The 12,496-nt window shown below is 63.0% G+C and carries 11 protein-coding genes; 4 read left to right on the top strand and 7 right to left on the bottom strand.

The features are described from left to right. Window positions 1–7: 7 nt before the first annotated feature. The 7 genes from AC0L3O_RS16550 to AC0L3O_RS16520 all read right to left on the bottom strand — a co-directional run bounded on the left by AC0L3O_RS16550 (window position 8) and on the right by AC0L3O_RS16520 (window position 8,415). The gene (locus AC0L3O_RS16550) at window positions 8–2,587 is read right to left on the bottom strand and encodes a sensor histidine kinase (RefSeq protein WP_473616070.1); all 2,580 of its coding nucleotides are present in this window, start codon (window positions 2,585–2,587) and stop codon (window positions 8–10) included. Between the two features lie 188 nt (window positions 2,588–2,775). Further along, the gene (gene ahcY / locus AC0L3O_RS16545) at window positions 2,776–4,176 is read right to left on the bottom strand and encodes an adenosylhomocysteinase (RefSeq protein ID WP_473616069.1); all 1,401 of its coding nucleotides are present in this window, start codon (window positions 4,174–4,176) and stop codon (window positions 2,776–2,778) included. 191 nt (window positions 4,177–4,367) lie between these two features. Continuing rightward, a complete protein-coding gene (locus AC0L3O_RS16540) occupies window positions 4,368–4,664 on the bottom strand; it encodes an HPr family phosphocarrier protein (RefSeq protein WP_023796904.1) in 297 nt (98 codons plus the stop codon). Next, window positions 4,661–5,062: a PTS sugar transporter subunit IIA gene (locus AC0L3O_RS16535; protein WP_023796905.1), complete on the bottom strand. Its 402-nt coding sequence runs from the start codon at window positions 5,060–5,062 to the stop codon at window positions 4,661–4,663. The genes AC0L3O_RS16540 and AC0L3O_RS16535 overlap by 4 nt, the downstream gene beginning before the upstream one ends. A gap of 164 nt (window positions 5,063–5,226) precedes the next feature. After that, the gene (locus AC0L3O_RS16530) at window positions 5,227–5,673 is read right to left on the bottom strand and encodes an HPr kinase/phosphorylase (protein ID WP_236393353.1); all 447 of its coding nucleotides are present in this window, start codon (window positions 5,671–5,673) and stop codon (window positions 5,227–5,229) included. A 3-nt stretch (window positions 5,674–5,676) separates the two neighbouring features. Continuing rightward, the gene (locus tag AC0L3O_RS16525; protein ID WP_473616068.1) at window positions 5,677–7,458 is read right to left on the bottom strand and encodes a stimulus-sensing domain-containing protein; all 1,782 of its coding nucleotides are present in this window, start codon (window positions 7,456–7,458) and stop codon (window positions 5,677–5,679) included. Window positions 7,459–7,713: 255 nt separating this feature from the next. Beyond that, on the bottom strand, window positions 7,714–8,415 hold the full coding sequence (locus AC0L3O_RS16520; RefSeq protein WP_023796909.1) for a response regulator transcription factor: 702 nt from the start codon (window positions 8,413–8,415) through the stop codon (window positions 7,714–7,716). Window positions 8,416–8,758: 343 nt separating this feature from the next. Here AC0L3O_RS16520 and AC0L3O_RS16515 point away from each other — a divergent pair, with 343 nt between their 5' ends. The 4 genes from AC0L3O_RS16515 to AC0L3O_RS16500 all read left to right on the top strand — a co-directional run bounded on the left by AC0L3O_RS16515 (window position 8,759) and on the right by AC0L3O_RS16500 (window position 12,354). Continuing rightward, on the top strand, window positions 8,759–10,369 hold the full coding sequence (locus AC0L3O_RS16515; protein ID WP_128168860.1) for a phosphoenolpyruvate carboxykinase: 1,611 nt from the start codon (window positions 8,759–8,761) through the stop codon (window positions 10,367–10,369). 157 nt (window positions 10,370–10,526) lie between these two features. Beyond that, window positions 10,527–10,964: an alternative ribosome rescue aminoacyl-tRNA hydrolase ArfB gene (gene arfB, locus AC0L3O_RS16510; RefSeq protein ID WP_473616066.1), complete on the top strand. Its 438-nt coding sequence runs from the start codon at window positions 10,527–10,529 to the stop codon at window positions 10,962–10,964. Between the two features lie 180 nt (window positions 10,965–11,144). Continuing rightward, a complete protein-coding gene (gene lysM / locus AC0L3O_RS16505; RefSeq protein WP_287220707.1) occupies window positions 11,145–11,624 on the top strand; it encodes a peptidoglycan-binding protein LysM in 480 nt (159 codons plus the stop codon). 112 nt (window positions 11,625–11,736) lie between these two features. Next, window positions 11,737–12,354, top strand: coding sequence for an alpha-ketoglutarate-dependent dioxygenase AlkB (locus AC0L3O_RS16500; protein WP_473616065.1), 618 nt, complete (start codon window positions 11,737–11,739; stop codon window positions 12,352–12,354). Window positions 12,355–12,496: the final 142 nt, after the last annotated feature.

The raw sequence follows: 12,496 nt of genomic DNA, 5'->3' as shown, positions 1-12,496 counted from the left end.
GAACGCGCTACTCGGCCGCCGCGCGGATGCCGGACGGCGTGTCGGGAAAGGCACAAATGACGGTGGTGCCCATGTCCTTGCCGGTTTCGATGCGGACACTGCCGCCATGCAGCTCGACAAAGCTCTTGACGATCGACAGGCCGAGGCCGGGGCCGCGCCGGCGGCCGCCATTGGTGCGCGGTTCGAAACGGCGGAACACGGAATCGAGCAGGTCCGGCGGCATGCCGGGACCATCGTCGTGAACGGAGAATTCCACGCCTTCGGCAAGCGAGCGGCAGGCGAGCGTGATGGTGCTCGCCTCCGGTGCGTAGTTCGCGGCATTGCTCAGCAGGTTGTAGAGGATCTGGCGGATGCGGATTTCGTCGCCGTGGAACGTCTTTGGCGCAGTGGCCGCATCGATCTTGAGCCTGATCGCATGCTCCTCCAGCCGGTCGGCAACAAGCTCGGCAGCGGCAGCGATGGTCCGGTCGACGTGAACTTCGGAGATATCGAGTTCCATGATGCCGGCATCCACGGTCGCCAGGTCGAGGATGTCGTTGACGATGGTGAGCAGGACCGAGGAAGACGAGCTGACATGCTCGACATATTCGCTCTGCTTCTGGTTCAATGGCCCGGTCGAGGGCAGCGAAAGCAGCTCGGTGAAGCCGATGATGTTGGTCAGCGGCGAGCGCAGCTCGTAGGAGACATGCTGCACAAACTCGTTCTTGAGCTGGTCGGATTTTTCCAGTGCCTCATTCTTGTCCTTCAGCGCCCGCTCGACATTGACGCTGTCGGTGACGTCGACGAAGGTCATCATCACCTGACCGTTGGGCAGCGGGATCATCGCGTAGCGCAGCACGGTGCCGTTGTTCAGCTCAGTCTGGCCGTGGCGGTCGCGGCGCTCGTCGTCGAAACCGGTGACGGCGGCAACGAACCCGCGCCAGGGGCTGTCGGCGGCCCGCCGGTCGCACAGATCGCGGATCGTGGAGACGTGAACGTTGGGCTTGGCAGCGTCGGCGTCGAGCCCCCAAAGTGCTGCGAATGCCGGGTTCGACAATCTGAGCCTGCCGTCGGGGCCGAACACGGCTACGCCTTCGGCAAGATTGTCGAGCGTTTCGCCCTGGACCCGCACCGCGGTCTGGTAGCGGCTTTCAAGGTCCATCTTCTCGGTCAGGTTCTCGAACACCCAGGTGACGCCACCTTTGGGCTGCGGATTGGCGACGACGCGGATGGTCTTGCCGTCCGGCAAATGCCACCAATGTTCCTGCGACTCGACCGCGCGATAGGCGCCAAGCAGGCTTTCCTTCCAGCGCCGCCATTCGGGCTGCTCGGCGATCTTGCCTTCGCTACGCAGCCGGTCGAGCAACAAGGCGTTGTCCGGAGCGCTGTGCAGGAAGCCGCTGTCGAGACCCCATAGTTTCTGGAACGCCTGGTTGAAAAACCGCAGTTTTTCGTCGGTATCGAAAATCGCCACGGCGGTGTTGAGCTGGTCGAGCGTGTCGGCATGGCTGCGCACGGTCCGCTCATATTCGCTACGGATCGTCTCGATGGCGCTGGTGTCGCAGGCGAGACCCGCCGAGCCGGCCGCGCCGGCGAAGTCGGTCACGGCGAACATGCGGCGGTCGCCTTCGATCACGGTGGAAAGCGCCTGCTCGAAGACGGGATGCGACTTGTGCTGCGCAGCGATCGCATCGCGCGCCTGGCCGCCCAGGAACTCCTTCGCGTCGCGAACCGCAGCTTCGGCGTTTTCCGACTCGACCGCCCTGGCATAGGCGCGGTTGACCCATTTCAGCCGCCCGTCCGCCGAGCGCAGCCAGGCTGGCATGCTGAGTGCGTTGAAAAGACCGAGCATGGTGTCATAGTCGGCGGCAAGGCGCTGGTTCTCGATTCTTAGCCTGGCCTCGCTTCGCTGCGTTTCAGAAAGCGAGACGAAGCGGACGAGCACGTGTGCTGCGCTCTTGCGGCCGTGCACTTCGAGCGGCGCCCCGGCCTGCGATTCGATGACGAGATCGAACGGCTTCGCCTTTTCCCGCAGTCCCGCCACGGCATTCTCGAGCGCCGCCGCCGAGCGCGGCATCAACCAACGGCCAAAGGCGAGGAAGGCGGCACGGTCTTCCGGAGCCCCGCTTTCAACCGGCAATGTCCCGACGAGCTCGGGCTTTTTGTTTTCCGATGCCCATACGACGACACGCTGGTCGCGCAGGTTGAGCAGCGCCTCGGAGCGCTGCAGCGCAGCGTTGACGTCGGCCAAGCGGGCTCTGAGTTCACCATTCTGGGCCGAGGTGCGCGCCCGTTCGCGGATCAGGAAAATGGCCGAGACAAGTGCCGCGCCCATGACGCCGACAAACATGGCGAGTTGCATGACCTCGACCGTGCTGACCGACAGCCCGGCTTTGGGCGCAGCCGCGTGGGATGCAGCAGCCGGTCCAGCATGTGCCGAAAGGCCAAGCAGCGGGCCGGCGAGCGCGTAAGAAGCAAGCAATTTTCCGATGCGGGCGCCAGCGCGCCATAAGAGGCTTCCGCCTCTGGCAGCGGAACCCGTGGTCACCATATCGTTGTGGCCGCCGGAAACGGCCTGTCCCGCGCAAGGCGGGTAATCCCCCGGCATGTCCTGGTCCTCTTCGCCGCCTGAATGCAAGACCGCCCTGATGCGGGCCTCGGCCCTCGTCCCCAGGCCCGCGAATCAGCACCATAGCGCTTGCGCGAATCGGCGTGAAGAATCAATCAGCGCAAAAATAAAGCCGGGCGAAAAGTCAATCGCCCGGCCTCAATATCTAGTGGTAATTTCCGCTGTGGTTAATAGCGGTAGTGTTCCGGCTTGAACGGTCCCTGCGGGGTCACGCCGATATAGGCGGCCTGTTCGCCGGACAGTTCGGTAAGCCGGGCGCCGAGCTTGTCGAGATGCAGGCGCGCGACCTTTTCATCGAGATGCTTCGGCAGGACATAGACCTGGTTCTGATACTGGCCGGGCTTGCTGTACAGCTCGATCTGGGCCAGCACCTGGTTGGTGAAGGACGCCGACATGACGAAGCTCGGGTGGCCGGTGGCGTTGCCGAGATTGAGCAGGCGGCCTTCCGACAAAAGGATCATCCGCTTGCCGTCCGGGAAGGTGATCATGTCGACCTGCGGCTTGATGTTGGTCCACTTCAGATTGCGCAGCGACGCCACCTGGATCTCGTTGTCGAAGTGGCCGATATTGCCGACAATCACCATGTCCTTCATCGCCCGCATATGGTCGATGGTGACGACATCCTTGTTGCCGGTGGTGGTGATGATGATGTCGGCGGTCGGGGCGGCATCTTCGAGGGTGACGACTTCGAAGCCATCCATCGCCGCCTGCAAGGCGCAGATCGGATCGACCTCGGTGACCTTGACGCGGGCGCCGGCGCCCTTGAGCGACGCCGAAGAGCCCTTGCCGACGTCGCCATAGCCGCAGACGACCGCAACCTTGCCGGCCATCATCGTGTCGGTGCCGCGGCGAATGCCGTCGACCAGCGATTCCTTGCAGCCATATTTATTGTCGAATTTCGACTTGGTCACGCTATCGTTGACGTTAATCGCCGGGAACGGCAGCAGGCCCTTCTTCTGCAACTGATAGAGCCGGTTGACGCCGGTGGTGGTCTCTTCGGTGACGCCGCGGATCGCTTCCTTCTGCTTGGCGAAGAACCCGGGCGATGCCGCCATACGCTTCTTGATCTGGGCAAACAGGATTTCTTCCTCCTCGCTGCCCGGATTGGAGAGCACATCCTCGCCGGCTTCGGCGCGCGCGCCGATCAGGATGTACATGGTGGCGTCGCCGCCATCGTCGAGGATCATATTGGAGGTGCCGCCATCGGCCCACTGGAATATCTTGTCGGTGTAGACCCAGTAATCCTCGAGCGACTCGCCCTTGACGGCGAAGACCGGAATGCTGGCCTCGGCGATGGCCGCGGCCGCATGGTCCTGGGTCGAGAAGATGTTGCAGGAGGCCCAGCGGATCTCGGCGCCGAGCGCCTTCAGCGTTTCGATCAGCACCGCCGTCTGGATGGTCATGTGCAGCGAGCCGGTGATGCGCGCGCCCTTGAGCGGCTGCGCCTTGCCGAATTCTTCGCGGCAGGCCATCAGGCCCGGCATTTCGGTTTCGGCGATCTCGATCTCCTTGCGGCCCCAGCCGGCAAGCGAGATGTCGGCGACCACATAGTCATTGCTACCCGTCATGGCAGTGCTCCGATCAAGAATTGTCTTCGGGATGCGCCCGCGCCGGAAGGCGTGTCGAAGGGCGCGAGTTGCCGGCCTGACTAGCAGATCGTCGGTCGGACGACAATGGGATATAAAGAAATCTTTATCCGTGCATGTCTTCGCAGGCGCACCGGCGCGAGATCGGGTTCAGCCGCGACGCGCTCCAGGCGTCAGGACTCTTCGCCGAAGCGGGAGGCGACCAGCTGCTCCAGCGCGTCGATCACCTGCTCGGCCTCCGGGCCGCTGGCGGTGACGCGGATCGAATAGCCGGGGCTTGCCGCCAGCATCATGAGGCCCATGATCGAGGTGCCACCAACCGTGACGCCGTCCTTCTCGACCTGGACGGAGGCGTCGAAACCGCTGGCGACCTGAACGAACTTTGCCGAGGCGCGGGCATGCAGGCCACGCTGGTTGACGATTGGAAATTCCCGGACGATGTCACCCTTGTTGGCCGACAGCGCGCTCATTTGCTGCTCAGAAGCTGGCTAGCGACATTGATGTATTTGCGGCCGGCCGCCTGCGCCTCGTCCAGCGCTGCGCTCATATTGTCGCCCTTGCGAATGCTGGACAGCTTGATCAGCATCGGCAGGTTCATGCCGGCAATGACCTCGGTACGACCGGATTCCATCACCGAAATGGCGAGATTGGAGGGCGTGCCGCCGAACATGTCGGTCAAGACGATGACGCCCGCCCCCGTGTCGACACGGGCAACGGCGTCGACGATGTCGCTGCGGCGCTGCTCCATATCGTCGTCGGCGCCGATCGCCACGGTCTCGAAATTGTCTTGTGGCCCGACGACATGTTCCACGGCATGGCGGAACTCGGCGGCCAGTTGACCGTGCGTTACAAGCACGAGTCCGATCATTCTTTGGTGGCTCCCGTCATCGCCGCTTCACAGCCGCATTTTATGCTCGCCGGCCATTCCAGGCGGCGGGAGCGCTATCTTGTCGACGCGAGACGCGTTGACAAGCCCAAAATTGCACAGGCCCAGGCCATTTTGACGCATTGCAGCAAAAAACCGGAACCGGATCATAAAAAGGGCGCGATCGACAGCCGCGCCATCACCGCGGGCAAGGCCGTGGCGGCGTTGCGCTCGGCAAGGTCGATACGCCACACCGGACAGCCTGCCACCGGCTCGCTGATTTCCTCCTGGAAACGGGCCATTTCTGCCTTCGGCACCAGCCGGACATGCAGGTCGATCACTCCACCCGGCTCGAACGGCAGCGGGCGCGGCATGAAGCCAGGCACTTCGGCGAGACCGGCGATGGTCGCCGGCACGCGACAGACCAGCCGCCCGGCGTGGGCCGCGGCGAGCAGCCTGTCGTCGCCGATAAGCCGCGAAAACAGCCCGCGCGCGCGGCAATGATCCAGGAGTGTCAGCGCCAGCGTCGTCTTGCCGGCGCCGGACGGTCCGGTGATGAGGACGCCGCGCTCGCCGATCAGCAGCGCCGTTCCATGAATGTTTTCAGCACGCACAGATCAGCCTTCCGCCGGCAGTGTCACGACGAAACGCGCGCCCTTGATCTCGCCGGGTTTGGTGCCCGGGATGTTCTCGGCGGTCAGCGTGCCGCCATGGGCTTCGACGATCTGCCTGCTGATCGACAGGCCAAGACCCGAGTTCTGGCCGAACGCCTCGCCGGCCGGCCGGTCGGTGTAGAAGCGCTCGAAGATGCGGTCGATGTTGTCGGCCCTTATACCGGGACCATTGTCGTCGACGGTGATGATGTTGACCTTGCCGGCGCGCGCCAGCGATATGGCGATGTGGCCGCGCTCCTCAGGAACGAAGGAGCGGGCATTCTCGATCAGGTTGGTGATGACCTGGCCGATCCTCAGGTCATGGCCGGCGACAAAATAGCCTTTGATGCCCTGCGGCAGTTTGGCGACCTTGAACTCGATGTCGACCGTCTTCTTGTTGCGCGTGGCCGTGCGCGAAACGTCGACCAGATCCGTGATGAATTTCTTGAGATCCACGGTTCCTGCGTCTTCGCGCGCGAGCTCGGCGTCAAGGCGGGAGGCATCGGAAATGTCGGTGATGAGACGGTCCAGCCGCCTGACGTCGTGCTGGATGATCTCCATCAGCCGGGCGCGCGACGCCTCGTTCTTGGCCAGAGGCAGGGTCTCTACCGCGCTGCGTAGCGAGGTCAGCGGGTTCTTCAACTCGTGCGATACGTCGGCCGCGAAACTTTCGATCGCCTCGATGCGGGCGTAGAGCGCATTGGTCATGTCGCGCACGGCGATCGACAGATTGCCGATCTCGTCCTGCCGATCGGAGAAGTCCGGGATTTCCTCGCGATTCTTGACACCGCGCCGCACCCTGACCGCCGCCGCCGACAGCCGACGCAGCGGGTTGGCGATGGTCGAGGCAAGCAGCATCGACAGGATGGCGGTGACAAGGGCGGCGATGCCGAAGACGCGCAGGATGGCCTTGCGCTCAGCCGCGACGATCTTGTCGATGTCGCCGCCTTCCGTCGACAGCATCAGCACGCCGAGGACGGCGCGGAAGCGCTGGATCGGCACGGCGACCGAAACAATCTGCTCGCCCTGTTCGGAGATCCGCACGATGGTCGACGGGCTGCCGGTAAGCGCCTTGACCACCTCCGGAAATGCAGCGCCGTTGCCACCCGGCTGCTCATGATAGACCGGCAGCGCGGTGTTGCGGAAGAAGTCGAAGACGAATTTCTGGATTCGCTCGAGAAGATCGGGCTCTTCCTTGTCGGTCGGCGGCAGATCGTAGCGAAGGATCTGGCCGCGCGAATAGAGGTGGCGCGAATCGAGCAGCAGATTGGCGTCGCGGTCATAGATCCGGGCGCGCGTCCGCGTCGGCGAAATCAAGCGCCTGAGCACCGGCGCGACGCGTTCCGGATTGATCGGAAAGTCCAGATTGTCGAGTTGATCGGAGCCGGGGCCTAGGCTTTCGCCGGCCTGCAGTTCAAGCAGCTTTTCCGGATCGATGCTGATCGAATCGGTCTCGACCGTCGCCGATGCCGCGATCGCGCCGGCGATGATCTCGCCCTGGGTCATCAGGCTCTCGACGCGGGCATCGATCAGCCCGTCGCGAAACGTGTTGAGGTAGAGAATGCCGGTGACCAGGACGGCCAGGCCGGCGAGGTTGAGGAAGAGAATGCGCCGCGTCAGGCTGGAAAAGATATGGTGGCCGAGGAAGCGGCGCATCGGCACCGTGATCCTCGACAGGAATGCGGGCAGAATCCGCGACGGGCGCCGGGCGCCCGTCCGTCTCACTCGCTCTACGTCCACTGCCATCGAATAGCAGCCCCCGCTCAGTCCTGGTTTTTATGCATGTCGGTGTCCCAAAACCGGGACCACTTTTGGGCGACATGCATTAAGTTTTGAGCATGTCGGTGTCCCAAAACCGGGACCACTTTTGGGCGACATGCCATTAGGTTTTGAGCATGTCGGTGTCCCAAAACCGGGTCCACTTTTTGGGCGACATGCCATTAGGTTTTGAGCATGTCGGTGTCCCAGAACCGGGACCACTTTTGGGCGACATGCATCAGTTCATGCTTCGCGAAACCGATATCCGACTCCGTAAAGCGTTTCGATCATCTCGAAGTCATCATCGACGGCCTTGAACTTCTTGCGAAGCCGCTTGATGTGACTGTCGATGGTGCGGTCATCGACATAGACCTGCTCATCATAGGCCGAATCCATCAGCGCATCACGGCTTTTTACCACACCGGGGCGTTGGGCCAGTGAATGCAGGATCAGGAATTCGGTGACGGTAAGCGTCACCGGCTCGCCTTTCCAGGTGCAGGTGTGGCGCTCCTGGTCCATGACAAGCTGGCCGCGCTCAAGCGAGCGGGCCTGCTGGTTGGGCGTCTTGGCCGACGCCTCGCGGGCGCTGGCACGGCGCAGCACGGCGCGAACCCGCTCGACCAGAAGACGCTGCGAAAAGGGTTTGCGGATAAAGTCGTCGGCGCCCATCTTGAGGCCGAAAAGCTCATCGATCTCGTCGTCCTTGGAGGTCAGGAAGATCACCGGCAGGTCGGATTTCTGGCGCATCCGGCGCAGAAGCTCCATGCCGTCCATGCGCGGCATCTTGATGTCGAGGATGGCGAGATTCGGCGGGCGCGCCGCCAGGCCTTCCAGCGCCGACGCCCCATCCGTATAGGTTTCGACGCGATACCCCTCCGATTCGAGGGCGATCGACACCGAAGTCAGAATGTTGCGGTCGTCGTCGACAAGCGCGATTGTTGCCATTTCAAGTGGCTCCCTCATGAGCTGTCCCTTCTTTGGTCGAGAAGGGGCTTTTGCAGGACAAATTAGGTACAAAATGTGGCACAGGCTTCGTCCGCTGTCACGAGCGGCATGCCGGCGGCCACAATCTCACCTCAACATGGATTGGACCGATACAGACCGCCAATCCTTTGGGCACGCGCCTGATTTTTCGCACATATAAACGATTTAAACAACTTTCAAAATATTTAAATCGATTAAATATTTGATATAATTTGGCTTTTCTGGTTCTGACCGTTACAGTCTCCATCGTTGGGGCTCCGGAAGTTCGCTGGCCAGGATGCTGCAATCGAAGAAGGAACCCCTCATGTCGGAAGCCGGCAAACGCAATCCCGCATGGGCGATCGACCGGATCGGCCTGAAAACCACCGGCGCGGTGCGCTATAATTTCGGCGAGGCCGTCCTTTACGAGGAAGCGATCCGCCGCGGCGAGGCCCGGCTCACCGCGCATGGCGCGCTGGTCGCCGAGACCGGGCAGCACACCGGCCGCTCGCCCAAGGACAAATTCGTCGTGCGCGACGAGACCACCGGGCCGCATGTCTGGTGGGACAACAACAAGTCGATTTCGCCGGCCCAGTTTGACACGCTGCTCGCCGATTTTCGCGCCCACGCGGCGGACAAGGATCTTTATGTGCAGGACCTGGTCGGCGGCGCCGATGAGGACTTGAAGCTGACGACCCGGGTCGTCACCGAGCTTGCCTGGCACTCCTTGTTCATCCGCAATCTGCTCATTCGCCCGCAAGCCGCCGAGCTCGAGCATTTCGTGCCCGAGTTGACGATCATCGACCTGCCGTCGTTCCGTGCCGATCCCGTCCGCCACGGCACCCGAACCGGAACGGTGATCGCCGTCGATCTGACGCGCATGATCGTGCTGATCGGCGGCACCTCCTATGCCGGCGAAATGAAAAAATCGGTGTTCACCGTGCTCAACTATCAGTTGCCGGCGAAGGGCGTGATGCCGATGCACTGCTCGGCCAATGAAGGCGCCGGCGGAGACGCGGCCATCTTCTTCGGCCTCTCGGGAACCGGCAAGACGACGCTGTCGGCCGATCCGTCGCGCACGCTGGTCGGCGACGACGAGCACGGCTGGGGTCCGCATGGCATCTTCAACTTCGAAGGAGGCTGCTATGCCAAGACGATAAAGCTCTCGGCCGAAGCCGAGCCGGAGATCTTCGCAACCACTCAACGCTTCGGCACGGTGCTGGAGAATGTGGTGCTCGACGCCGGCCGCGTGCCGGATTTCAACGACGGCAATCTCACTGAAAACACGCGCTGCGCCTATCCGCTCCACTTCATCCCCAACGCCAGCAAGACAGGCCGCGCCGGTCACCCGAAAAACATCATCATGCTGACCGCCGACGCATTCGGCGTGATGCCGCCGATCGCCCGGCTGACCCCGGCGCAGGCGATGTATCATTTCCTCTCCGGCTACACCGCCAAGGTGGCAGGGACCGAAAAGGGCGTCACCGAACCCGAAGCGACGTTTTCGACCTGTTTCGGCGCACCGTTCATGCCGCGCCATCCGTCGGAATACGGCAATCTGCTGCGCGAGCTGATCGCCCATCACGGTGTCGATTGCTGGCTGGTCAACACCGGCTGGACCGGCGGCGCCTACGGCACCGGCAAGCGGATGCCGATCAAGGCAACGCGGGCGTTGCTCGCCGCGGCGCTCGACGGCTCGCTGAAAGGGGCCGATTACCGGACCGACGCCAATTTTGGCTTCGAGGTGCCGGTGGCGGTCGCGGGCGTCGACCGTGCCATTCTCGATCCAAGATCGACATGGGCCGATATCTCAGCCTATGACCTGCAGGCGGCGAGGCTGGTCGGCATGTTCGCCGTCAATTTCGAAAAATTCGAACCGCATGTCGACGCCATCGTGCTCGGCGCCGCGCCGCGCATGCGCGAAGCCGCGGAATAGTCGCCGCTGCATCTCGAGGCCCCGGACCGGGATCGGGAAGGCCCGACCCGGGACCGGGATCGGGAAGGCCCGACCCGGGGGAAGGCCCGACCCGGGGGATAGGAAGGCCCGACTTGGGGGGCTTTTCTTTTTTCGTTCGCCGCGCCATGACTGCGGCATGAACGCCGACGACACGATCATCATTGCCGACGATGCGGTGATCCATCCGGATGACCTGCACGAGGACTTCATCCGCTCGTCAGGCCCCGGCGGCCAGAACGTCAACAAGGTGGCGACGGCCGTGCAATTGCGCTTCGATGCAGCGAATGCGCCTGGCCTGTCGGAGCGCGTCCGCGAGCGAACCATTAAGCTGGCCGGCCAGCGCGCCACCAAGGACGGCGTCATCGTCATCGAGGCCGGACGCTTCCGCACGCAAGAGCAGAACCGGGCGGACGCCCGGGCGCGACTTGCGGAACTGGTCGCCAGGGCCGCCGAACCGCCGCCGCCGCCGCGCAAGAAGACGAGGCCTTCGAAAGGCGCGGTCGAAAGGCGGCTGAAGACCAAGGCTGGGCGCGGCACGATCAAGAAGCTGCGCGGTCGGGTGGACGACGATTGACGCGCGTCCACCCGGACGCAAAGGGTGCGCGCTCGGGCAGCCACGCATGGTGCTTTTCCAAAAATCGATTCCGAGTTCTGGGCCGATGCGGCAGGCGCGACGTCGATCGCGGTCGAGGCCGCTTCCAATTCCAGGTTGCAGGTGGCAAGTTCGGTGTTCGTCACAGCAAGGAGACCGCAGATGGGCATGTTTGATTTCGTCAAGGGCGTCGGCAAGAAGCTCGGCTTCGGCGACGATGAGCCGGAGCCGACCGCCGATACGCTGAAGAAGGAACTCGATTCGCACGCGCTCGGCACCGACAATGTGGAAGTCGACGTCAAGGGCGATACGGCTGTGCTGAAAGGCGTAGTCAAGGATCAGTCGATCTTCGAAAAAGCCATCATCGCCGTCGGCAACACGCTCGGTGTGTCCAAGGTGCAGGCGGATGAATTGCAGGTCGCCGCGCCCGAGGCCGGCACGCCCGCAGCCCCGGCCAAGGAACCGACCTTCTACACGGTCAAGAAAGGCGACAATCTCTGGAAGATCGCCGAAAAGAGCTATGGCAAGGGCAAGGGTGCGAAGAACACGGTCATTTTCGAGGCCAACAAGCCGATGCTGACCGACCCGGACAAGATCTATCCGGGGCAGGTCCTGCGCATCCCGGATCTCGATCAGGCCTGACCAGATCGAGCCAGATCGGCAACAGCAATCGACAATGGCGGCGGCTTTCGGGTCGCCGTTTTCGTGTGATGGTGGCATTCTGGTCGTTTGCAGACCAACGGATCAAGCGACCATGCTCGTTCTGCCCACAGGCGTCCGCCACATGCCCCTCTATCTGTCCCGCGCCGTGCAGGAAGCGCTGGTCGAGGATGTGAGGCAGGTCGTGCAGGAAGCGCCGCTGTTCGTGCCGGCGATGCCGCGCACCGGCAAGGAGATGAGCGTGCGCATGACCAATTGCGGTTCGCTCGGCTGGGTCACCGACAAGCAGCACGGCTATCGCTACCAGCCGACGCACCCGGTAACCGGAACGCCCTGGCCGCCGATCCCGGACGTGCTGCTGGAGCTGTGGCGCGAGGTGTCTGCCTATCCCCATCCGCCGGAGGCCTGCCTGGTCAATTTCTATTCGCCCGACGCGAAGATGGGCCTTCATCAGGACCGCGACGAGATCGATTTCTCCGCGCCGGTCGTCTCCGTTTCACTGGGCGACGATTGCCTGTTCAGGGTCGGCCAGAGCACGCGCGAAGGCGGCACCAAATCGTTCAGGCTGAAAAGCGGCGACGTCGTCGTGCTTGGCGGCGAAGGCCGCCTGTGTTTCCACGGCGTCGACCGTATCTATCCATCGACCTCGGCACTGCTCAGGAACGGCGGGCGGATCAATCTGACGCTGCGGCGGGTGACCTATCCTGGCTAATGCTGTCGCGCAAAAGCGGCGGCCGGCGCAATGCAGGCATATTGATCACCGGCTGCTCCCGACAAATGCTCTGGAATTTGCAATCGAACGATAGCGGGCACTGCCTAAAGCGCGTCGCGTTTGACCGGTCTCATGCGACGCG

This window comes from Mesorhizobium sp. WSM4810, assembly GCF_055811235.1.
This window is presented reverse-complemented; position numbering and strand designations above follow the sequence as displayed.